Below are 21,562 nucleotides of genomic sequence, written 5' to 3' on the forward strand. Positions count from 1 at the left end.
CCGGCCTCGACGAGACGCCAGAATAGAGCGCTATAGAAGCATCCACATGTCCCGTCCGTCAGGTGCCGCTCATGTGACTTCTTGCATACGCCAGGCTGTGCAGAACCTGATAGACTTGCGGAAATCGGTGTCAGCCGTGCCTTGCGGGGAGGTACAGGCAAGCCAGTACATAGGAGAACTGTCGGATGAGTGCCGGATCATCGATACCGGACTGGCGCCATGGAACCCTCGCGGGATGGCACGCCTTCGTGCGCTTCTTCGCTTCTCCGACCGGATTATTTCGCGCCATTTGCCTGATCGCCTGTGTGGCGATCTATGCCTTGCATCGTATACGCGAAGCACTGTCCACGGAAAACGAGCTGATCCTCACGCTAAGTGGCGAGACCTTGGCGCGCCAATGGCTCAGTGACGCGGTGGCGACGTTAATTTTCAGCGAAACGTCGGTTCTGGCTGGCTTCGTCATCTTCGTCGCGGCGTTCTGTCTGGCGATGGCGCCGTATGCCTACCGTCAGAGCCGAACGCCCTGGGTGCTGGCCGTCCAGATCGGCATCGGTCTGATATTCAATGAAGAGCTTCTGTTGATCGTGGCCGCTCAGCTTCCCTTCCTCTACCCCTTGCCTCTGGCGTTTACCTGGTTACTGACCCAAGCCCTGCTCAAGGCACTGTTGTGGGGTGTGATCTTGATGACGGCAGATCCGATGGAGGCTGTCCTCATAGCGGCCGAGCTGGCCGATATCGAGTTGCCGGTCATCAGCCTGATGAGCCTACTGGGAATGGCCTTCCTGATGTTTTTCTTCTGGCAGCTGTTCGCCTTCTGTCTGGGGTTTATGGCCATGTCCGAACGCCGCCAACGTTACCGACTGGCCAAGGCCCACGCCGAACTCACGGCCACTCGTCAGCTGCTGGCGGATAGCACGCGCGCCAGTGAACGCCTGCGCATCTCCCGCGACATGCACGATGGGCTCGGCCATCACTTGGCGGCGTTGAACCTGCACCTGGAACTTGCCATACGCAAGCCGGAGGGCATGATGTCCTCGGTGCGCACCGCGCGAGACATCGCCAAGGAGCTCTATCAGGAAGTGAGGAGAACGATCGAGCGCGAGCGCCTTGCCGTGCCGATCGATCTCTCTCGCAGCCTGCAGACGCTCTGCTCTGGGATACCCGAGCCCTACATCGAGTTGCACTACGATCCACGCTGCCAGGTGCGCGATCCGGCTCTGGCACACGTAATCTTCCGCAGTGTGCAGGAGGCGCTTTCCAATACCCTGCACCATGCCAATGCACACAAGGTCGAGATCAGCGTGGGGTGCAAAGCCGGCAACATTCACGTTTGCATCGTCGATGACGGTCGTGGCGCCGCCAGTATCCTGCCCGGCAATGGGCTCACGGGGATGCGTGAAAGGGCCGAGGAGGTTGGCGGCAGTATGGAGGTAGAAGCACAGCTTGGTGCAGGCTGTCAGGTTCGGCTATGGCTGCCTATGGAGAGTGGAAAAGCATGATTCGAGTACTCCTGGTCGACGATCAGCATCTGGTGCGAAGTGGCATCGCCGGGCTGCTGGGGCTCACGCATGATATCGAAATTGTCGGCGAGGCAGCGAGTGGAGAGGAAGTCATGGCGCTGGTTGCCGCCAGAGAACCCGATGTGATGCTGCTAGACGTACGCTTGCCCGTCATGAGCGGCATTGAGGTTCTTACCCGTTTGAGCGCGGAGAAGCGGTTGCCAGCGACCATCCTTTTGACGACCTTCGACGATGATGAGGCGCTGCTTGCTGGCATCCGTGCAGGGGCTCGCGGCTTTCTGCTCAAGGATATCTCATTGGAACAGCTGGCCGATGATATCCGGCATGTCGCCGCGGGAGGCACGGCCATCCGCCCCTCGATTACCGAACGGGTGTTGGCCGGCGTCCGCCAGACGGTGTCTGAATTCGACTGCCTCGATCCGCCTTCCCAGCTGACCGTGCGAGAAACCGAGATCCTGCGCCTGCTGGCCAGTGGGCTCAACAACCGAGAGGTGGCGCTGGCCCTGGGTACTGCCGAGGGAACGGTGAAGAATCAGGTTTCGAGCATTCTTTCCAAGCTGGGCGTACGCGACCGGGTGCGTGCGGTGCTACGCGGCATCGAGCTGGGCTGGATCTGACGCGAGCAAGGGCCAAGCACGGGCGAGCGCACCAGCGCACCTAAAAATAATATTTAGTCGCCAATGACCATCACGGCTTCTGCTTCTACTTGACTGCCTTTAGGCAACGCTTTTACGCCGACTGCCGCGCGAGCGGGGAACGGCGTAGAGAAGAACTCTTCCATCACCTTGTTAACAATCGCGAAGTTATCCAGATCAACCAGGTACAGGTTAAGCTTTACGATATCGCCAAGCGAGCCGGCTGCTTCTTCGCAAACCGCCTGCAGGTTAGTAAACACTTGACGCGCCTGAGCCTCAAAGTCGTCGGAGACAATTTCCATCGTCGCTGGATTCAGCGGAATCTGACCCGACAGATACACGGTGTTGCCTGCCTTGATCGCCTGAGAGTAAGGGCCAATCGCCGCGGGGGCTTTTTCGGTGTTAATAACCGCTTTGTTGCTCATAAGATCTTATGCTCCTGTATGGGTTAGGCATTAATTCTTGTGGCCCGCCATAGCCTTCGCCGCCAGCCTGTCGCCAGCGGTAGATAAGCGGGTGATTAATTGGTCATTCTTGTTATTTTGCCAACGTTAGGCAGGTTACGAATGCGTTTAATAATGCGGGCAAGATGAACACGGCCTTTTACAGATAAGGTCAAATTAACAATGGAAAGCCGTGCATCACGCTCTTCAATACCAATGCGCTCAATATTCGCATCAGCATCGGTTACCACACCGGCCAGTTCAGCCACCAGCCCACGACGGCTCTCAATTTCAATACGCAGCGCGACTGGGAAGTCTTCATCGACAATATCTGACCACTCAAGGGCAAACAATTTCTCAGGGTCATTTTTACGCTCGGCGAGGTTTTTACATTCGCTACGATGAACCACCAGCCCTTTGCCAACCGATAGATGTCCAACGACAGGGTCGCCTGGCAACGGGTGGCAGCAGCGAGCAAAGTTAATCACCATGCCTTCGCTGCCGTTGATCACTACCGCTTTTTCGCTATCGGTGCTAAGAACATAGTCGAAAGTCCCCCCGTGGGCGACATCAACCAAGCGCCGTGCCACCACATGAGCCATACGGTTGCCCAGCCCAACGGATTCCAATAACGCATCTAATGAAGCGGCATCCAGCTCCTTCAGCGCCTTCGTAAATATACTTTCGTCCAGCTCTTCCAGGCTTGTCTCAAACGGTGTCAGGGCTTTGTTCAACAGCCGCCGCCCTAATGTAATGGCTTCCGCCTGCTGCTGGTGCTTCAAAGCATGACGAATCGCAGAGCGCGCCTTGGCAGTGGTGACAAAGTTAAGCCATGCCAGGTTAGGCCGTGCCCCAGGAGCAGTAATAATTTCCAGCGTTTGACCACTTTCAAGGCGAGTCGAGAGCGGTGCTAAATGACGATCAATGCGGCAAGCGATGCAATTATTGCCGATGTCGGTGTGCACGCTGTAAGCAAAGTCGATCACCGTCGCCCCCTGGGGCAGCTCCATGATGTCGCCCTTGGGGGTAAACACGTAAATATCGTCTGGAAACAGGTCGTTTTTGACGTGTTCTATAAACTCCAGCGAATCACCCGCATGACGCTGCATTTCCAGCAACCCTTTGACCCAAGCACGGGCGCGGGCATGGCTGCCTTCAGCAATGGGATGGGTGGTTTGCCCTGCTTTATAGAGCCAGTGGGCAGCGATGCCATTATTCGCCATCGCTTCCATCTCACGGGTGCGGATCTGTACTTCAATTGGCATTCCACCCTGCCCAAACAGCGTGGTGTGAAGACTTTGGTAGCCGTTGGCTTTCGGAATGGCGATGTAGTCTTTAAACCGCCCTGGCACAGGCTTATAGAGATTATGAACAACGCCTAAGATGCGATAACAGCTAGCGACATCTTCGGTAATGATGCGAAAACCGAAGACATCCATAATTTCCGCAAACGGTTTACGCTGGTCGCGCATCTTTTTATAAATCGATAGCAAATGCTTCTGCCGACCGATCACGGTCCCTTTAAGCCCTTCGTCGTCCAGACTCTGCTGTAGCGATGATTGAATCTCTCGCATCGCACTACGACGGTTACCCCGCGCGCTAGCCACCGCGCGCTTAATGCGTTCTGCACGCATAGGGTGTATCGCCTGGAAAGAGAGGTCTTCCAGCTCAACACGAATGGTATTGATGCCTAGACGCCCTGCGATACGGGCATAAATTTCCAGCGTTTCACGGGCAATGCGGCGCTTTTTATCTGGGCGCAGAGCACCTAACGTACGCATGTTATGCAGGCGGTCAGCCAATTTAACAATAATGACGCGGATATCCCGCGACATCGCCAACACCATCTTCTGGAAATTTTCCGCCTGGGCGACGGCTTTGTCTTCAAAAGTGATCTGGGTCAGCTTGGAAACGCCATCCACCAATTCGGCGACAGGTTTATCAAACTGCGCAGACAGGGCTTTTTTTGAGACACCGGTATCTTCAATGACATCATGCAGCATGGCAGCCATCAAACTTTGATGGTCCATGTGCATATTGGCCAGGATATTAGCGACCGCTAATGGGTGAGTGACGTAAGGCTCACCGGAGCGACGGCGTTGGCCGTCATGGGCTTGTTCAGCATAGTAGAAAGCGCGTTTGACCTGCTGTATTTCGTCTGGAGGTAAATAGCCGCCGAGTCGATCGGCCAGGTCATCAATGGTGAACATTTACCGCGCCCCTAGTCGCTTCTAAGCCCAGTCTCTCTTTCACAAACCTTAGTCGTCGATATGTGTGGTCGGTGCCATCGCTGGACGCGCACGAACTGGAGCTTCAACCGGCTCATCTAGCACGGTGTGATTTACTAGGCCAGCGGCAATCTCACGCAGTGCCATAACGGTAGGTTTGTCATTCTCCCAGGGGAGTTGCGCTTCACGGGAGCCACGGGCAAGCTGGCGCGCGCGCTGGGTAGAAATCATCACCAGTTTGAAGCGGTTCTCAACATTTTCCAGACAATCTTCAACGGTTACGCGAGCCATGGGGCCTTCCTGTAATGACAACGCTGGGCCAGCGTTGTGGTGAAACGCCGCTGACCCAGCAAAAAAGTGGTAATGGAACCTGCTAGATTACTCGACGCTAGGCGCCTGTGACAAGAGCGCATCGAGCAGTGGTGCGTGACGTGCCTGCATCGCTTCACGTGTTAAGCGGCGACTGATCACCAGCGACTGCAACGCTTGCAGTGCCGTAGTGAAGTCATCGTTGATGACCAAGTAGTCATATTCATCAAAGTGGGACATTTCGCTCACCGCATCACGCATACGCCGAGCAATGACAGCGTGCTCATCGGTACCCCGGTTAGAAAGGCGACGTTCCAGCTCGCTACGCGAAGGCGGCAGGATAAAAATCGACACCGCCGAGGGTATTTGTTCACGTACCTGCTGAGCGCCTTGCCAGTCGATCTCTAAAATAACGTCCTGCCCCGCATCCAGCACGGTTTGCGCCGCACGGCGAGACGTACCGTAGTAATTATCAAAGACCTTGGCATACTCAAAGAACTCGCCGCGCTCGATCATCGCTTCAAAGTCGGCTACGTGAGTAAAGTGGTAGTTAACGCCATCCACTTCGCCCTCGCGTTTAGCGCGTGTGGTATGCGATACCGACACCTGTATGCCATCAAGGCTCTCGATCAGCTCGCGGACCAAACTGGTTTTACCAGCACCCGACGGGGCAGAAACAATAAAAAGCGTACCCTGGGACATGAAGCGCTTCCCTAATTAGCAAAAATAGTTAGCAACAAACAGTTGGCGAAAAAAATAGTGGACGAGTAGTTGGCCAAGGCCAGTAAGACAACCGGCGTACATACTGCCATATAAAACGTTGCGCGCAGTATCGCACACACATGCCATGGACTGTAGCGTTTCGACGCAGTCACCAGGAGCTCACTATGCGCAGTGTTATCGTTATTTTATGCTTAATTGCCTTAGGAGTAGCGCTACAAAAAGGACTCATTGAGATCCCCCGCCACTGGGCTCCCTGGGCACCGCTCTATATCGACGACCCAGTGACACCCATTACTCAGATAAAACTCAAGCGCCTAAACAATGATCCAGAAGCCTGCCTAGCAGCACTGGACACCGTGCCAGAGGGAGAGCTTCATTACACACCGTTAGCAGATTACTCGCCAACCGAAAGCTGTCCGCTCACCAATATTGTCCGCATGCAGTCTAGCAGCGTTCGCTTCAATCAAAGCTTTGTGGCCACCTGCCCATTAGCACTGTCATGGGTGATGTACGAGCGTCACGCCCTACAACCTGCCGCCCAGGAGATCATGGGCAGTCGTGTGGCACAGGTAAATCACGTTGGCAGCTTTGCCTGCCGTAACGTCTATGGCCGAGAAACAGGCAGACGCAGTGAACACGCCACCGCTGAAGCGTTAGATGTAGCGGGGTTCCAGTTCGAAAACGGCCAACGCATTACGCTGATCGATCACTGGGATGATGAAGGCGAAACGGGAGAGTTCTTAAGAGCGGCCAGAGATGGTGCCTGCAACACCTTTGGCAATGTGCTAGGCCCAGACTATAACGCCGCACATGCCGATCATTTTCACCTGGGCATGCGCGGTTTTAGGCTTTGTCGTTAAACCTCGGGTTAGTTATAACCCTCAGCAGTCTGGAAGGTGCGTTTTAAATTGTTAAAGAAGCGAGACGTTCATGACACTAGATACTATTGAGCACGCCATGGCGGCACTCACCGAGGCCGACCCAGATATCGCCCGTGCCTACCCACTCGTTGGCGCGCCCGCACCGCGCCAACGCGACCCCGGCTTCGCCACGTTTTTTAGCACGATTGTTAGCCAGCAAATTTCGACGGAAGCAGCCCGCGCCATTATGAGCCGTGTGAAGGCACTGCTGCCCGAATTGAATGCAAAGGCGGTGATGGATATTGAAGAGCAGGCGCTTCGAGATGCAGGGCTTTCCTGGCGCAAAGTTGAGTATGCCAAAGGGCTAGCGGAAGCCGAGCTTGCAGGCACGTTCAGCGCCGACGGGCTGGAATTGTTGAGCGATGGCGAAGCGATTGCCGCCATCACTCAACTGCGTGGCTTTGGCCGCTGGAGCGCCGAAATTTACCTGATGTTTTCGCTCCAGCGCGCGGATATATTTCCGGCCGACGACCTTGCCTTACGCGTAGCGCTTGGCCGCCTAAAGAAGCTGGAAGACAAACCCACGCCTAAACAGGCTCGCCAGTTAATCGAACACTGGGCTCCCTGGCGCAGCGTGGGTTCGCTGTTTCTATGGCACTACTACCGAGGAGAGCCGCTTTAAGGAACAGCCTTACCCGTTAGATCATCGTCATGATCAGAAGGTGATGGCGGCGCGATGAGTGCCTCAGGCTGAGCGATAAAGCGATAAGCTAATGCCCCTAACGCCGCGCCGATCATCGGTGCTACCCAGAACAGCCATAGCTGCGCCGTCGCCCAATCCCCCACGTACAGAGCAACGCCCGTACTACGTGCCGGATTCACCGAAGTATTGGTAACCGGAATGCTGATTAGGTGAATAAGCGTTAAGCCCAAACCAATCGCCAAAGGCGCAAAGCCTGCCGGTGCGCGACCGTCGGTTGCCCCCATAATGATAAAGATAAACATCATGGTCATCACAACCTCAACCAGTAACGCCGCCGTCATACTGTAGCCACCGGGTGAATGCTCACCATACCCATTGGAGGCAAACCCGGCCGATACATCAAACCCCGCCTGACCACTGGCAATGAGATACAGTACGCCGCCAGCAACAATAGCACCCAGCACTTGCGCGCCGATATAGTAAGGCAACTCTTTAGCTGGAAAGCGCCCACCCACCCAAAGCCCTACTGATACCGCAGGGTTTAAATGGCAGCCCGAAATATGCCCAATCGCATATGCCATCGTGACAACCGTTAAACCAAACGCCAGCGATACTCCTAACAGACCAATACCTACGTCTGGATAAGCCGCTGCCAACACCGCACTGCCACACCCTCCCAACACTAACCAAAACGTACCGATTAGCTCCGCTGCATATTTTTTCACAACCCTCTCCTTAGTGCCCGCGCACCATTGGGAATACCGCGCCACCTAACCCAGCACCGTTATGGCCACCTGTTGTTCACGCAGTAATGCACGCACTCAGGGCACGGTATTTTTTAATTAGTTAAGAAGAAAACAGTTTTTAACCGCTCTGTTTTAACAACCGACTTTTAATAACCCGCACGTTTAAAACCAAGCTCTTAAAAAAGCTATTGAAAAGCCCTTAAAACCTGGCTAGTAAAGGCCCGAATCAGAAAAAGTGTTAAATTTTATTATGGATAACTCAGTGTGAAGCACATTTAACCGAGCACCTATAATATAGCTCAGCTTTTATATACCAGCCTCAAAAAACGGGCAACTAAATATCACAAGAAGCCTAAAAATAAACAGTAAGAAACACTTTGCGTGTTAACCACCCGTAATAAAAAAGCATGAAAATATTGAATCGCTAAAAATCATTTCTTAAATACCATGCTTTTTAACGCTTTAATTCAAACTATAAAGGAAGCATTAACACTACTCACCACGTCTGCTAATCACTCAACCGCCCCACCACCTGAAACGAACCAGCCAATGGGCGCACGACGATCATTTCGCCTGAGCTAACTGCGCCGCCTGCCAGCGCCGTAATATTAACCTGATGGGTCACCAGCAATAAATTGCCTGGACTCTGCCAAGCAGTAATCTGTTCACGCGCCGTCTGCGTGCGAGCATCTCGCTCGCTGCGCTGGCGAAAAAACGAATCTAACCATGGGGTTGGCTCCACGCGGCCCAACGCCATCAGCTCAGCGGTTTCCAGCGCTCGACACCAGCGAGACGAATACACCGCGGCAATGGGCACATCCCGCTCACGAAACGACCGTCCAATGGCCTCAGCCTGAGCACGCCCCTGGGCTGAAAGGTTGCGCTGGGTGCCACATTGAGAAAGCTCAAACCCAGCCGGATCGCCAATGCCTGGGGCCAACGCATGACGCATCAAAATCACCAAACCACCCTCCTGCAGCGCCTGCCAGGTTGATTCGTTTGCCTGGGCCGAGGCCGACAACACACCAAGCAGCAGGACTAACGTGAAGTGGCGTAGGATAGGCATGAGGGCGTCCTCTAATCAGTATGAGCAGACAACAATGCTGCGGGCCTCACAGCCTTTCGATGCAGCTGATATTTATCCCACCATTTAAATCGGCAAAATTTGATATTGTTAGACATAAGCCAGCTGTAATTACTCTATGACGCCAAGGGTAAGCCTATAACCGAGCAGAGCCCAATCGCTTTTAGTCACCTTGTGAGCGCCATTACCCAACAGCTACAGCAGCTCTCACAACAGCTTACCGAGCGGCTGGACAAAGGCTTTGATGTCACCAACCTACGCAATATGCACCAGTTTTATCAAAGCTTTTTTATCAAAGCTTTCCAAAACGGAACGCAGTGCATACCGAATTGAGCTGGACCCACTATCGCACCCTTCTGCGAATAGAAAATACCCAAGCCCTCGACGGGTATTTGCAAAGGCGATCAACCAAAGCTGCAGAGCTAGTGCATAGATAGGACTATATTCCCATAATTCAATAAAAAAATGGGAATATAGTCCCTTCCTTGGTGATTGTATGGCAAAGCGAGACTTACACCGTGTGCTGTTTCCAAAGCAGCGCAAAATTCTCACTCATTTTGGGGAGGATTTGTTGCTAGCGATGAAGCGACGAGGATTGACCAAAAAAGTGCTCTGCGAGCGAACAGGTTTTGATCATAAAACCGTGAACAAGGTGTTTGCTGGCGATCCTGGTGTGGCAATTGGTACCTATTTGAAAATTATGGCTGTGTTGGGCATGGAAAGTAACTTCTCTGAAGTGGCTGCACATGACTAGCTAGGCATCAAACTGCAAAACATCAAACTTCTGGAAGGTTCAAAATGAGCCGTGAGTTGGTAGAGGTTTATGCGGATTGGCATCCCATTGAGCAACCATTATTAATTGGTCAGTTGGCTTATAGTGATTCTAGTCGTGGCGGCGTATTTAGCTTTTCCTATGACAACGCTTTTTTAAAATCACCCTACTGTTTGCAAATTGCCCCCTTGCTCACTCTGCATGCAGGGGAGCCTATAACTTTACGTCGATAGCATCGATGTAAACCAAGATTTCTCAGAGCCGCAGCGCATTATTAACTTGTCCACTGCACCATTAAAGCATTGATGACCAGTGGTGATTTCCGCACTCCATTCTTATTGGATCCCGTATCGTGGCTTCGTTGAGCGATATCTATCGATAGATTGAAGCCCACCACCGTGCGAGTGTTGGTTACGAGCGTGAAGCCAACCCACCTGATAATACCGCCCCAGTACCTTCTGGCCATGTCGTTTTAACAGGAAAATTCACTTGCTCAATTATCACCAGTTGATAAGATATCCGTCCTATGTATATGTGTACAGTTTTTAACAAACTAGCCAAAGAGAGCGTCATGGAAAGCACAGGACAAAAGCGCTGTGTGATTGGCATACGCGGCCAAACACCCGACCCAGATTACCCAGTAGATATTTGGTTTGACTCACTAAAATCAATCGCCAACGTGCTGTCTAAAGAAAACCAACACTTATTAAAAGTGATCGCTGAACAGCAGCCACAGTCAGTCACCGAGCTAGCCGAACTGACAGGTCGGGCGGTAAGTAATGTATCGAGAACGCTGAAGACTTTAGGAAAATACAATCTGGTAGAGATGCAGAGCGCAAAAAAAATGCTTTGCCCTAAAACCACCCATCAAGATTTTTTAGTCGTAGTGAATGATGAAAAATAGATCCAAGGCCCTCCAACAAGCAGAAGAGCTCATCAAACCATTAGCGCTTTCTCATGTGCCCCAAGAAAGCGACGTTGATGCGGTTATTGACCAGTGGTTGCATGCACTCGCAACTGATAGTCAATTTTATTGCAATCCCACGTTGGCTGAGCCAAAGAAGCTCAAAGAAAAAACTTTATCACTTTTGCAAGAGAAAAACTTGTTCTTATCGAGGGAATCATTTTTTGACGAAGTATTCAGCGGTTTAAAGTTGAAGCCCGACCTGGATGCAAAGTTTAGATTTATTGATCTTTTTGCTGGAATTGGCGGTGTTAGGCTAGGATTTCAACACAACGGGGGCGCTTGTGTTTTCTCTTCGGAATATGATAAGTCCGCTCAAAAAACATACAAGGTCAATCATGGTGAGTTTCCATTTGGCGATATAACAAAAATAGATGAAGAGGGAATACCTGAGCACGATGTTTTACTAGCTGGCTTCCCTTGCCAGCCATTTTCAAATGCAGGAGTATCGGCTAGAAACTCTGTTGGCAAGAAACATGGTTTTCTTTGTGATACTCAAGGCACTCTTTTTTTTGATGTAATGCGTATTATTGATTCCAAAAAGCCGAAAATAGTCTTCCTTGAAAATGTTAGAAACTTAGAAAGGCATGACAAAGGTCGCACTTTTCAGACAATAAAAGAAACTATCGAGAAGAGTGGCTATAATTTTTATTACAAAGTAATTGACTCTAGTTCAGTTGTTCCTCAGAGAAGAGTTCGTTGTTATATGGTGGCCATACGGTCTGATATATCAGTTGAATTCTGTTTTCCAGATTTTCATGGTGAGCCGAAACCCCTTAGCTTGATACTTGAAAATGAAGTTGATGATATATATACAATATCTGATAGGCTATGGCTTGGCCATATGAATAGAACAAAGAGAAATATAGAGCGAGGGACCGGTTTTACGGCTCATACCGCTGATCTTGACAAACCCTCTAACACAATAGTGGCTCGCTATGGTAAAGATGGGAAAGAGTGCTTAATCCCTCAGAAAAATAAAAACCCAAGACTCCTTACTCCAAGAGAATGCGCCAGACTCCAAGGATTCCCTGAATGCTTTATCGTACCTAAATCTCGAACACCTGCGTACAAACAATTCGGTAACTCTGTAGTTGTTCCAATCATCGAGGAAATAGCTAAAAAGATTATAAGGGATGCCCTATGAATTTTCAAAAATACTGTGACTCGATTCAGGATGGCCAGAAGATAAAATCAGAAAAAACTTTATTATTAACATACACTAACTCTAAGAATGAGGCATTCAGCATATCACCGGAGAGCATCAGGGTTTTCCTTTTATTTTTGCTAAACAATTTTGATTTAGTTATTTCCTCGTGGGAGAAAGTATCAACAAGAAAAGAACATATTTATCAATATGAAGAAAAATCATACAGGGAGATATATAAATCAGCTAGCGACGAAGAGCTGAAAATAATATCTTCAGCCGGTCGCAGCCAGACCAAAGCTTTGACAAAGCTAATTGCAAAATTAATTGGTTTTTTAAGCAGAAAAAATTATGAATCCCCTGAAAAAAATACTTTTTTTGATAAAGATTATATCAAGGTTGCTCTTGAAAACTGGGATGACATAGTGGTTATTACTCCTTCAAAATCAGGAGTAATAAACAATGATAACATAAAAGAATCTTTCAGAATTTGGATGATAAAAAATGGCTTATCTGAACGAACTGCGTCATCCTATTCGGAAACAGGAATCACCTTTTGTAACAAATATTTAGCTAGCACTAATATAAATGCAGTAAATCTTTATAGATTAAACCACAAACAAGTATTAAATTCACTTAATGAATTAAATAAAATAAATGATTGGTTGCAAGCAGATAAGAATGGTAACTCTATGTATAGTGGTGCTTGTAAAAAATTAGCAGAGTTTCTGAAATATAAAAACAATACTACTCTTTCTTCTCTGCCCAAACCCTTCCTACTCCTGGCTGGTATCTCTGGTACTGGCAAAACCCGTTTTGTTCGTGAACAGGCAAAATCCACGGGCCAATTTAATGAAACCTATTGTTTAACTTCGGTGCGCCCTGATTGGCATGAACCCAGTGATTTATTAGGGTATATTTCGCGACTCTCAAGTAGCGGCCAGGCAGAATATATTACTACTGATGTACTTCAGTTTATTGCCAAAGCTTGGCGTGCCATCGCCGATAGTAGCTTAACGATTGATGTACAAAATAGTGATGACCAAGGTGAGCGTCTGGTGGTCAGTGGTGACCGGAGTACTCTGCAAGCCGTGTTGCCCTATTGGCTTTGTTTAGATGAAATGAATCTTGCACCTGTTGAGCAGTATTTTGCTGATTACCTGTCGGTGCTCGAAACCCGTGAATGGGATTGGGATGGAGATACCTTCATTTACAGCAGCGATGCATTATTAAAGCCTGCTACGATTAACGCCGTTGCGGATACGGATAAATTAAGAGCCGATTTGGGCTTTGAATTGCCAGACTATGATGAGCTTTGGGAATTAATCTGTCAGCATGGTTTGGCTATTCCATTTAACTTGATAGTGGCGGGCACGGTTAATATGGATGAAACCACCCATGGCTTTTCGCGCAAAGTTATCGACCGCGCTTTAAGTTTTGATTTTGGTGAGTTTTTTCCAAATGATTACGACTCGTTTTTCGCCCCAGCCAGTCATAATAAACCACTCAGTTACCCTATTTGGTCGCAAGCGCGAAAAGATGATCTGACCAACACGTATGATGTCGATGGCTCGCAAACATTGGCGTTTTTGAGTGCTGTGAATACGGCATTAAAGACCACCCCATTTGAGTTAGCCTACCGCGCACTTAATGAGTTATTACTGGCTGTGGTCAGCAACCAGCCACAGGATGAGCTCACTCTGAAAGCTGTATGGGATGACTTTATGATGTGTAAAGTACTGCCACGCATTGAAGGGGATAGCGACAAGCTGAGAACGGCAACGGGTGAAAATTTATTAGCTGAGCTGAATAAAGTCTTATCTGTACAGCTATCTCCCATCTGGAATGCTGAGCAAGATAATAATCAAGTCAGCCAGCGGCCAGATTTGTATCGAGAGAGAAACGTTAGCGAGGGTGTATCAGAGGAAGACAAAGTCCTCCACATTGCTTGTCGCACGAAATACAAGCTTGCATGGATGAAGCAGCGCTTGGACAGCGCGACCTTCACGAGCTTTTGGCCATAAGTTAAGGGGTACCTCGCATGAAGCATGGGTGTAAAACGATTCAGGCTATTTTGCTAGTCCCTTTTGTCGCAAGAGGTGCCCATGCCTGAACTACTAAGAATACAAACGCCTGATTTTGAATTTTCGGTTTGGACCAATGATATCAGCGCCCGTGCAAAGGTGTACCAGGACACTGTTGCAAAGCGAGCAAGTTTAACGGTTAGGCATGGTGTGGAGCCAACGCCCGAGCCGATACCCCCTAAACCAGCACTGCGCTTTGCACCAGAAGCTAAGTTGGTCGATATTGCCATTATTGATGATAAGCATCACTGTCTTGAGCTAGATAATAGTCTGATTCAAGCACAAGACGTTTTGGTATCAGATGTAGTTTCGCCTGAAAAACGGGCAACGCTCAGCTTACATTCCCCATTGTTTTTTGAAAACACGCTGTATCAGTTTGAATGGGTCTTCTTTGGGGCAGTTTCGAATGCCCGTTTAGTACACCGCAGTCAAAGCGTTAGTGAAGCATTTCGTTTTGCTGCTCAACGTGGCCCACTTCCAGCTCGCCTAACAGGCACGATCAACACAGGAAATGATGTCGGCTGGATGCGTTTACCTTTGAGCTTTGAAATAGATGGTAAAACGCACTCGCAACATATTTCGTTTGAAGTATTACCTACCAAAATTGCGTTGCATCAAGATTTACCAGCCATGTACCAGGAAATTGATGCTGTTTACCCGCTATGGCGTTTTAGTTTGGTTGAAAAAACCGATCAAGATGCGGCATCCAGCAAACAGCGGGGGCACTTTCCACTAATGTGGTTGGCCAACTTTGCTGCTTTAAGGGAACGCTTTGAACAAGGACTCAAGGTGATCTGTGCCGCACCACATAGTCGTTTACAACCGACGGTTGTCAATATAAAAGCGGCCAAATTAAAAGGGCGTTTACCCTATAGGCTCACTGAGCAGGTTAAGCAAGACTTTGCCAATGGCCAATATGATAAACGCTATCGGATAGAGAAGAAGCAGCTTAGCGTGGATACACCTGAAAACCGCTTTATTAAAATGGCAGTTAACCGATGCAAGCGACAATTGGCCGAGTTTGAAGCTACGTTGCGTGCTAGCAATCAAGCGCCAGAACGCCAACGCTTATCGGAATCCTTTTTAATTGAGCTGCACAGTTGGCAGCAACCGTTGCAAAAGGTTTTGAATCGAAGTTTTTTAAAAGATGTAGGTGCGTATGGCGGGCTGAGCCGTGAGTCTCTAGTGCTGCAACAAAAAACAGGGTACAGCGCCGTTTATCGTGTATGGCAAGAGCTCAAATTTTATTTAGATGTATTTGGTAATCAGTCGAGCATTTCAATGAAGTCAGTGGCTGAAATTTACGAAGTGTGGTGCTTTCTCTGCCTGAAACAGATTTTAGAACGCGACCTTGGTTTTGAATTAATCAGTAATAGCGTAGCGACATTGTCGCAAAATGAATTTTTTGAATATCAATTAGAAGATGGTTTTGCTGGGGCTTTCCGCTTTCAGCGTGATGATGGCGTGACAGCAAAGCTAGCCCATGAGCCCAAGTTCACCAAAAAGGGCAAGTCCATTCGATCGTATTTGGTAAATCAAGAACCTGACATTGTCTTAGAAGTAACTTTACCTAAATCAAATGACTCACATACTAAGAAGAAATTTATTTGGCTGTTTGATGCGAAATACCGCATTAAAACCGATAAGAACCGCTTTGATTCGAACGAAGAAAATATCGCGGAAATAGATTACGTACCCGACGATGCTATTAACCAAATGCACCGTTACCGAGATGCGTTAATTCGCTTGTCCACACCCGACAACAAGACTCAGAAATCAAACGATTACACTGCATCAAAACACTATAAGAAAAGTCGGCCTGTATTTGGTGCGTTTGCATTATACCCAGGCTTTTTTGATCAAACTCAAGAGACCAACCCTTACGCGAATGCTATCGAGGAAGTAGGTATTGGCGCATTTGCTCTACTACCCAGCCAAACCGCTAGTAATTATTGCGGTCATCAATGGTTATTGGAGTTTTTGCAAACCCAAATCGGTAACTCACCAAGCACGCAACCAGGAAAAACCAATGAAGCCATGTACCCAGTAGCAGGGATGGTAGAGCGATTATACGTGCAAGAGGCCGCTCGCATACCTTATTACGGGATGCGCCAAATGTTGTACTCTGATTTAACTCTCACAGCTGCTTTAGGTCCCCAAAAAGGTCGTGATGAAAGCTATCTGGAAAGGTTCGAGAATGGTGCTGCTAAGTGGTATCACATTAAGCAAGAAGCTATTCGGCAGCTAGAGGGGCAAATTGGAACTCACATTGTTGATGAGATTCGCTATTTAGCTCTAGCTTCACCGTCACAACAGTATCCCAATACGAAACAAATAGATAAGGTATGGCCGATAAAGCGAGTATCGTTGTTACCACGTTACGCTATCACCAAGGAACAAGCGGGAGTAACGTCTAAAAAGGATAGTTTGTACTATTTGTTTGAGCTTGGTAAGCCACTAACGCTACAGCTGGCAGTAAGTCATGTGCCACTTCGAAATTTCTCACATTCAATGAAACTGACTACTCTTTCTAGGCTAGAAAATGTCATCAGGTTCTCTGATGTGGACGAAGTATACAAAAAGGTGGCGGTGTGATGGTTGGCACTGCTCTTTCCCCTAGATTTGTACCACTGGCTCAATGAGATTCTCCTCATTATGCCGCCCTTTGAGCATAATCAACGGGCGGCAGGTCACTGAGTGAGTTGTGTGGGCAGAAGTATGCTCAACGTTCAGACAGGTTCTACCTCATCGGCAACGGTTTTATAGGCGATACACGGCTTAGCTAGTTCGTGGAGAGCCACCGTAAATTACTTTGGCATATCGGCCTTCCATAGCCATAAAAAATCACTCAATATTCTGAATCTCCCCCCACATCTTCTCAATCAACCTTCAGCTCCACGCAGCTCGGAGGCAAGGCGAAAGAGCATGGTCCGATACTTGTCGAGCTCGTCCAGCGTGATGTACTCGTCTGCCTTGTGCGCCTGATCAACTGCCCCTGGTCCCCAGACCACGGTAGGAAAACCTCGCTCCTGGAACCAGCCCGCTTCTGAACAGAAGCCTACAGCACGCCGCTCCTCCTGCCCTGCCAAGCGCCAGGCGAGCGTCTCTGCAGAGTTGTTCTGCTGGAGTTTAAAGGCGGGAATGGGGGGATAATCCTCTTCGGTGACAACCGCGCATTGCGGAGATCGCTCTCGCATCTCTTGGGCCAGTTCTGATGAAAAATTCCGATACTCTTCTAGGATCGCTAGAGGATCATCCTCAGGGAGGTTACGCAGCTCCCAATGCAGTTCGGCATCGCGAGCAACGATGTTGGGGGCATTGCCCCCTGTCAGGCAACTCACATGCATGGTGGAGTAAGGTGGGTCAAAGAGGCAGTTACGGGTCGAGCTAGACATCAACGTATCAGCAATGCGGTCTAGCTCCCCTACCAGGCGAGCCGCGTAGGAGATCGCCGAGACTCCCAGGCTGGGATTGCTGGAGTGGGCGGGTGCTCCAGTAACCCGAGTTCGCCAGGAGTAAACACCTTTGTGGGCCGAGACCACAGAACAGGACGTAGGCTCGCCTACGATCACCGCCTCAACCGGTGGCAGCACCGCCTTCATTCGGTCAATGAGGGGCAGACAGCCACGACAGCTGGTTTCTTCATCGTAGGATAGGGCGAGGTGAATCGGACGGCTCAGCTGGGAATCGAGAAATACTGGCACCATGGCGAGGCACACGCCGATGAAGCCTTTCATGTCTACGGCACCACGCCCGTACAGGCGGCCATCGCGCACTACTGCCCGATAGGGGTTCGACTGCCATACCTGGCCTGACACGGGGACCGTGTCGGTATGACCGGATAAGATCACACCGCCAGGCAGCATAGGGCCGATGGTTGCGAAGAGCGAGGCTTTCTGACCATCCTCACTAGGGACCAGGTGGGCCTCAATGCCCAAATCGGCCAGATAATCAGCGACGAAATCGATCAACGGTAGGTTGGAGCGATCCGAGGTGGTATCGAATCCAATCAGTGACGAGATCAGCTCGATCGTGGGTTCCATAGCGCCTCTTTAGGTTGGTTGAATTCGCGGGCTCGTAGCGCTAGCGACGAGAACCCAGGCTAGTGCGAACGGCGTGACTCGACAGCATGGAAGGCTAACGTGATCAACCCAGCCAATACCAAATAAAGCAGTGCCATCAGCAAAAGAGGCTCGTAGACAATATATGTTTCCTGGCGGATACGGCCAAATACTGCATACATGTCTACCGCCGCTATTGTGGCCACCAATGGCGTTGCTTTGAGCTGGATAATCAGCTCCCCGTTAAGGGTCGGTAAGACCCGTCGCACGGCCCGAGGCAACCAGATACGGCGTAGCGTCGTTAAGGGATGCATACCCAGGGAGCGAGCCGCTTCCAGTTCTCCCTTAGGTACTCTGGCAAAAGCACCGCGCATGATTTCCCCCTCGTAGCCAGCAAAGGAGAGGGTCAGTGCCAGGAAAGCGTAGAGCCATGGTTCGCTCAAATAGGGCCATAGCCAGCTATCTCGCAATCCTGGCAAATATGGAAAGAGTGAACCGAGGCCGTAGTAAAGCAACCATAGCTGCAGCAGTAGCGGGGTTCCGCGAATGAGCGTGCAGTAGCCACGGGCGAGCCAAGCCAACGGTCGTGGTCCGGCTGCCTGCGCCAAACCAAGCGGCACGGCCAGCAGGAACCCCGCCACGCTGGTGGTTACGAGCAAAACCAGGGTAAGGCGCAAGCCAGCGAGAATATCCGCACGATACGCGGGGATCCAATCCCAGCGCATGTTGATAGCCATGAGGCCAATAATGACGAGGCCGATGAGGAGCAGGACAATACGGTGGGGTGGCAGGTGAAAACTAGGCATGCCGCTCACCTGGAGTGACGCGGCGCTCTAAGGTTCGGAATAGCCGATTTGATATAAATGAAACGAACAGGTAAAGGAGACCCGCGATACCTAGAAAAAGCAGGTAGTGCTTGGTGGCACCCGCCGCCTGTCGAGAAGCTAAAGTGAGCTCAGTGAACCCAACGACAGCCAGTAAGGCAGTATCCTTGGTGGCAATCAGCCACAGATTCGAGAGCCCCGGTATAGCCCCAGGCAACATGGCAGGTATGGTGATCCGGCGAAAGGTAAGGAAGGAGGACATACCCATGGCGTAGGCGGCTTCGAGCTGTCCCCTGGGGATAGCCCGAATGGCCCCCCGAATTACTTCGGTGGCATAGGCTCCCTGAACCAGACCAATAACCACGATGCCTGCGGCGAAGGCGCTAACCTCAACCCTGCCAAACCCCAAGGTAGTAAGCAGTTGATTCAGCGCCAGCGGAAAACCAAAGTAGATCATCAGGATCAGCACCAACTCCGGTACGGCACGAATAATGGTGGTGTAGCAGGTCAGCAGGTCGCGGGTCACGGGGCCACCAGAGAGCTTACCGGCAGCCCCGGCCACGCCGATCAGCAGACCCAGTAAATAGCCGCCACCCGCGACCTGCAATGACAGTGACAGGCCATTCAGTAGAGCGCCGCCCCAGCCGGGTGGCGTCAACGCGAGCAGCTCGCCTATGCTCATATCCCGATAATTCACCATATGAGGCTTCCCTTAGTTGTCCCTGACCTAGTATGAACGGCGGGACATGAGTTCAATCGCCGTAAATATCGAAATCAAAATAACGCGCACTGATTTCGTCATAGGTACCATCTTCCCGAATGTCAGCGATGGCGGCATTGAGTGTCTCGCGTAGCGCGTTATCTCCCTTGCGCACACCAAAGCCGACACCGCCCCCCAGAATCGCCTCATCGTGCTCGACGCTGCCTTTCAGTTCGCAGCAGATCTGCCCCTGGTGGGTGGTCAGATAGTCAGCGAGAATCAGCTGATCGGCCAGAATACCGTCGAGTCGGCCAGAGAAGAGATCCTGGTTGGCTTCGTCCTGAGTTTGATATTCCCGAATTCTCGCCTCCTGGAAGTGATGGTTGGCATAGGCTTGATGGATCGAGGCCGACTGCACACCGATGGTTCGCCCCGCGACCCCCTCAGGCGTGGCGGATAGATCATCGCCCTGGGGGCCAAGAATGGCCGCGCTGGTCTGGTAGTACTTGTCAGAGAAGTCGATTGCTCTAAGCCGCTGGGGTGTGATGGTCAGTGAGGCAGCGATGAAGTCGATCTTGCCGGTGGTCAGCGACGGGATGAGCCCATCCCAGGAGGTCATGATGATCTCGCAGTCAAGCTCAGCCGCTGCACAGACAGCTCGGGTGATATCGACCTCCCAGCCGTGCAATTCGCCAGCGGCGTCTGGCGTGGCGAAGGGCGGGTAAGGTTCAGCACCGAAGCCGACGCGAACTGTTTCCGCCTGAGAGGCAGTGATGAGACAAGTGGTGATGATAGGGACAAGCAGTAGATGCTTCATTGTTGTTCTCCATTAAGTGGATAGGCCGAGCCCATAAACTGCCTGAGTCGGTCGGATGTGGTGGCACCAAAGACTGCTTCCGGGTAACCCTCTGCCTCGATGACCCCCTGGTTGAGGAAGATAACCCTATCGGCCACTTCAGCAGCGAACTTCATTTCGTGGGTAACGATGATCATAGTGCGGCCCTCATCGGCCAGATTGCGTATGACCTCCAGCACTTCACCAACGAGCTCAGGGTCGAGTGCCGAAGTGGGCTCGTCGAAAAGTAATACTTCTGGGGACATGGCGAGCGCCCTAGCGATGGCGCCGCGCTGTTGCTGGCCGCCGGACAGAGTGTCGGGATAGGCATGCCGGTGAGCGTAGAGACCGACCCGAGAAAGCCATGCTTGAGCCTCATCACGGGCCTCGGCTCGGGACTTTCGGAGCACCTGGATGGGAGCCTCCATGATGTTGGCCTCCAGAGTCATGTGCGGCCAGAGGTTGAAGTTTTGGAACACCATCGCCAGACGAGCACGGAGGCGGCGAAGTTTTTTGCGATCAATCGGTTGCCTCTGAGCACCATGCTGAGGGAAGACAATTTCCTGATCCAACAGACGCAGAGTGCCGCGCGTCGGTGTCTCAAGCAGGTTAATGCATCTCAGCATGGTGGACTTGCCCGAGCCACTGCTGCCGATCAGGGCAATGACTTCTCCTCGATAAGCCATGATGCTGACGCCCTTCAAGACCTCATCCTGTCCGAAGGATTTGTGCACGTCGTTTACTTCAATGACGGGAGTAACGCCTGACCCCCTTTTGCTCGGTGCGCTGGACAAGGCAGGTATCCTCCTGACAGGCATTGCTGTCGTCGTTATGCTGTTGCATAAAACTATGCAACTGTATAAAACTATGCATCTGTATAAAACTATGCATCTGTATAACACCCGCGTCAACTAACTTGGATGC

Annotated in this window: 21 protein-coding genes; 10 read left to right on the forward strand and 11 right to left on the reverse strand. The window is 50.7% G+C overall.

Going from position 1 to position 21,562, the window contains the following annotated elements; translation table 11 throughout:
- Window positions 1–185 precede the first annotated feature (185 nt).
- Together HZS79_RS05880 and HZS79_RS05885 are read left to right on the forward strand one after the other, a co-directional pair.
- Window positions 186–1,499, forward strand: a complete 1,314-nt coding sequence (locus HZS79_RS05880; RefSeq protein WP_179927302.1) for a sensor histidine kinase — start codon at window positions 186–188, stop codon at window positions 1,497–1,499.
- On the forward strand, window positions 1,496–2,137 hold the full coding sequence (locus HZS79_RS05885; RefSeq protein WP_179927303.1) for a response regulator: 642 nt from the start codon (window positions 1,496–1,498) through the stop codon (window positions 2,135–2,137). The genes HZS79_RS05880 and HZS79_RS05885 overlap by 4 nt, the downstream gene beginning before the upstream one ends.
- A gap of 53 nt (window positions 2,138–2,190) precedes the next feature.
- On the opposite strand, the gene ridA is transcribed toward HZS79_RS05885, so the two are convergent.
- From ridA to gmk, 4 genes are all read right to left on the reverse strand, one after another.
- Window positions 2,191–2,580 carry a deaminase RidA gene (gene ridA, locus HZS79_RS05890; protein ID WP_162218054.1) on the reverse strand — a complete coding sequence of 130 codons (390 nt, stop codon included), beginning with the start codon at window positions 2,578–2,580 and terminating at the stop codon, window positions 2,191–2,193.
- Window positions 2,581–2,675: 95 nt separating this feature from the next.
- On the reverse strand, window positions 2,676–4,808 hold the full coding sequence (locus HZS79_RS05895; protein ID WP_179927304.1) for a RelA/SpoT family protein: 2,133 nt from the start codon (window positions 4,806–4,808) through the stop codon (window positions 2,676–2,678).
- 48 nt (window positions 4,809–4,856) lie between these two features.
- Entirely contained in the window at window positions 4,857–5,117 is a 261-nt protein-coding gene (gene rpoZ, locus HZS79_RS05900; RefSeq protein WP_009723287.1) for a DNA-directed RNA polymerase subunit omega, read from the reverse strand.
- Between the two features lie 87 nt (window positions 5,118–5,204).
- Window positions 5,205–5,837, reverse strand: a complete 633-nt coding sequence (gene gmk, locus HZS79_RS05905) for a guanylate kinase (RefSeq protein WP_179927305.1) — start codon at window positions 5,835–5,837, stop codon at window positions 5,205–5,207.
- 185 nt (window positions 5,838–6,022) lie between these two features.
- On the opposite strand from gmk, the gene HZS79_RS05910 reads away from it, so the two are divergent.
- The gene (locus HZS79_RS05910; protein ID WP_179927306.1) at window positions 6,023–6,718 is read left to right on the forward strand and encodes an extensin-like domain-containing protein; all 696 of its coding nucleotides are present in this window, start codon (window positions 6,023–6,025) and stop codon (window positions 6,716–6,718) included.
- Window positions 6,719–6,788: 70 nt separating this feature from the next.
- Window positions 6,789–7,400, forward strand: a complete 612-nt coding sequence (locus HZS79_RS05915; protein ID WP_179927307.1) for a DNA-3-methyladenine glycosylase family protein — start codon at window positions 6,789–6,791, stop codon at window positions 7,398–7,400.
- Here HZS79_RS05915 and aqpZ read toward each other — a convergent pair.
- A complete protein-coding gene (gene aqpZ / locus HZS79_RS05920; protein WP_162218059.1) occupies window positions 7,397–8,146 on the reverse strand; it encodes an aquaporin Z in 750 nt (249 codons plus the stop codon). The two genes, HZS79_RS05915 and aqpZ, sit on opposite strands and share 4 nt — an antisense overlap.
- A gap of 529 nt (window positions 8,147–8,675) precedes the next feature.
- Complete coding sequence (locus tag HZS79_RS05925) at window positions 8,676–9,233, reverse strand: histidine phosphatase family protein (RefSeq protein ID WP_179927308.1); 558 nt, start codon at window positions 9,231–9,233, stop codon at window positions 8,676–8,678.
- 514 nt (window positions 9,234–9,747) lie between these two features.
- Between HZS79_RS05925 and HZS79_RS05935 the strand changes: the two genes are divergently transcribed.
- From HZS79_RS05935 to HZS79_RS05960, 6 genes are all read left to right on the forward strand, one after another.
- Entirely contained in the window at window positions 9,748–10,005 is a 258-nt protein-coding gene (locus tag HZS79_RS05935) for a helix-turn-helix domain-containing protein (protein ID WP_179927309.1), read from the forward strand.
- A gap of 44 nt (window positions 10,006–10,049) precedes the next feature.
- On the forward strand, window positions 10,050–10,256 hold the full coding sequence (locus HZS79_RS05940) for a hypothetical protein (RefSeq protein ID WP_246311404.1): 207 nt from the start codon (window positions 10,050–10,052) through the stop codon (window positions 10,254–10,256).
- 338 nt (window positions 10,257–10,594) lie between these two features.
- Window positions 10,595–10,927 carry an HVO_A0114 family putative DNA-binding protein gene (locus HZS79_RS05945; RefSeq protein WP_179927310.1) on the forward strand — a complete coding sequence of 111 codons (333 nt, stop codon included), beginning with the start codon at window positions 10,595–10,597 and terminating at the stop codon, window positions 10,925–10,927.
- A complete protein-coding gene (gene dcm / locus HZS79_RS05950) occupies window positions 10,917–12,134 on the forward strand; it encodes a DNA (cytosine-5-)-methyltransferase (RefSeq protein ID WP_179927311.1) in 1,218 nt (405 codons plus the stop codon). Before HZS79_RS05945 ends, dcm begins: the two co-directional genes overlap by 11 nt.
- Window positions 12,131–14,158, forward strand: coding sequence for an McrB family protein (locus HZS79_RS16715; RefSeq protein WP_218927939.1), 2,028 nt, complete (start codon window positions 12,131–12,133; stop codon window positions 14,156–14,158). The genes dcm and HZS79_RS16715 overlap by 4 nt, the downstream gene beginning before the upstream one ends.
- A gap of 81 nt (window positions 14,159–14,239) precedes the next feature.
- The gene (locus tag HZS79_RS05960) at window positions 14,240–16,813 is read left to right on the forward strand and encodes a restriction endonuclease-like protein (RefSeq protein WP_179927312.1); all 2,574 of its coding nucleotides are present in this window, start codon (window positions 14,240–14,242) and stop codon (window positions 16,811–16,813) included.
- Window positions 16,814–17,100: 287 nt separating this feature from the next.
- Here the strand turns inward: HZS79_RS05960 and argE are convergent, their stop codons facing one another.
- The 5 genes from argE to HZS79_RS05985 are packed head-to-tail and all read right to left on the reverse strand — an operon-like array spanning window position 17,101 to window position 21,432.
- Window positions 17,101–18,261 carry an acetylornithine deacetylase gene (gene argE, locus HZS79_RS05965; RefSeq protein ID WP_179927313.1) on the reverse strand — a complete coding sequence of 387 codons (1,161 nt, stop codon included), beginning with the start codon at window positions 18,259–18,261 and terminating at the stop codon, window positions 17,101–17,103.
- Between the two features lie 59 nt (window positions 18,262–18,320).
- On the reverse strand, window positions 18,321–19,085 hold the full coding sequence (locus HZS79_RS05970; RefSeq protein WP_179927314.1) for an ABC transporter permease subunit: 765 nt from the start codon (window positions 19,083–19,085) through the stop codon (window positions 18,321–18,323).
- The gene (locus tag HZS79_RS05975; RefSeq protein ID WP_179927315.1) at window positions 19,078–19,803 is read right to left on the reverse strand and encodes an ABC transporter permease; all 726 of its coding nucleotides are present in this window, start codon (window positions 19,801–19,803) and stop codon (window positions 19,078–19,080) included. The genes HZS79_RS05970 and HZS79_RS05975 overlap by 8 nt, the downstream gene beginning before the upstream one ends.
- Before the next feature lie 52 nt (window positions 19,804–19,855).
- Window positions 19,856–20,620, reverse strand: a complete 765-nt coding sequence (locus tag HZS79_RS05980) for a transporter substrate-binding domain-containing protein (RefSeq protein ID WP_179927316.1) — start codon at window positions 20,618–20,620, stop codon at window positions 19,856–19,858.
- Window positions 20,617–21,432, reverse strand: coding sequence for an ATP-binding cassette domain-containing protein (locus HZS79_RS05985; RefSeq protein ID WP_246311405.1), 816 nt, complete (start codon window positions 21,430–21,432; stop codon window positions 20,617–20,619). The genes HZS79_RS05980 and HZS79_RS05985 overlap by 4 nt, the downstream gene beginning before the upstream one ends.
- Window positions 21,433–21,562 lie beyond the last annotated feature (130 nt).

Origin of the sequence: Vreelandella zhaodongensis, from assembly GCF_013415115.1 — a bacterium.
GTDB classification, from domain to species: domain Bacteria; phylum Pseudomonadota; class Gammaproteobacteria; order Pseudomonadales; family Halomonadaceae; genus Vreelandella; species Vreelandella zhaodongensis.

Bases quoted from the DNA above. Each gene is read 5' to 3' on its own strand.
- HZS79_RS05975 (WP_179927315.1), bottom strand. From the start codon at position 19,803: ATGGTGAATTATCGGGATATGAGCATAGGCGAGCTGCTCGCGTTGACG.
- HZS79_RS16715 (WP_218927939.1), top strand. From the start codon at position 12,131: ATGAATTTTCAAAAATACTGTGACTCGATTCAGGATGGCCAGAAGATA.
- HZS79_RS05910 (WP_179927306.1), top strand. From the start codon at position 6,023: ATGCGCAGTGTTATCGTTATTTTATGCTTAATTGCCTTAGGAGTAGCG.
- HZS79_RS05885 (WP_179927303.1), top strand. From the start codon at position 1,496: ATGATTCGAGTACTCCTGGTCGACGATCAGCATCTGGTGCGAAGTGGC.
- ridA (WP_162218054.1), bottom strand. From the start codon at position 2,580: ATGAGCAACAAAGCGGTTATTAACACCGAAAAAGCCCCCGCGGCGATT.
- argE (WP_179927313.1), bottom strand. From the start codon at position 18,261: ATGGAACCCACGATCGAGCTGATCTCGTCACTGATTGGATTCGATACC.
- HZS79_RS05940 (WP_246311404.1), top strand. From the start codon at position 10,050: ATGAGCCGTGAGTTGGTAGAGGTTTATGCGGATTGGCATCCCATTGAG.
- HZS79_RS05970 (WP_179927314.1), bottom strand. From the start codon at position 19,085: ATGCCTAGTTTTCACCTGCCACCCCACCGTATTGTCCTGCTCCTCATC.
- HZS79_RS05915 (WP_179927307.1), top strand. From the start codon at position 6,789: ATGACACTAGATACTATTGAGCACGCCATGGCGGCACTCACCGAGGCC.
- HZS79_RS05880 (WP_179927302.1), top strand. From the start codon at position 186: ATGAGTGCCGGATCATCGATACCGGACTGGCGCCATGGAACCCTCGCG.
- dcm (WP_179927311.1), top strand. From the start codon at position 10,917: ATGAAAAATAGATCCAAGGCCCTCCAACAAGCAGAAGAGCTCATCAAA.
- HZS79_RS05925 (WP_179927308.1), bottom strand. From the start codon at position 9,233: ATGCCTATCCTACGCCACTTCACGTTAGTCCTGCTGCTTGGTGTGTTG.
- rpoZ (WP_009723287.1), bottom strand. From the start codon at position 5,117: ATGGCTCGCGTAACCGTTGAAGATTGTCTGGAAAATGTTGAGAACCGC.
- HZS79_RS05960 (WP_179927312.1), top strand. From the start codon at position 14,240: ATGCCTGAACTACTAAGAATACAAACGCCTGATTTTGAATTTTCGGTT.
- HZS79_RS05935 (WP_179927309.1), top strand. From the start codon at position 9,748: ATGGCAAAGCGAGACTTACACCGTGTGCTGTTTCCAAAGCAGCGCAAA.
- HZS79_RS05980 (WP_179927316.1), bottom strand. From the start codon at position 20,620: ATGAAGCATCTACTGCTTGTCCCTATCATCACCACTTGTCTCATCACT.
- HZS79_RS05945 (WP_179927310.1), top strand. From the start codon at position 10,595: ATGGAAAGCACAGGACAAAAGCGCTGTGTGATTGGCATACGCGGCCAA.
- gmk (WP_179927305.1), bottom strand. From the start codon at position 5,837: ATGTCCCAGGGTACGCTTTTTATTGTTTCTGCCCCGTCGGGTGCTGGT.
- HZS79_RS05895 (WP_179927304.1), bottom strand. From the start codon at position 4,808: ATGTTCACCATTGATGACCTGGCCGATCGACTCGGCGGCTATTTACCT.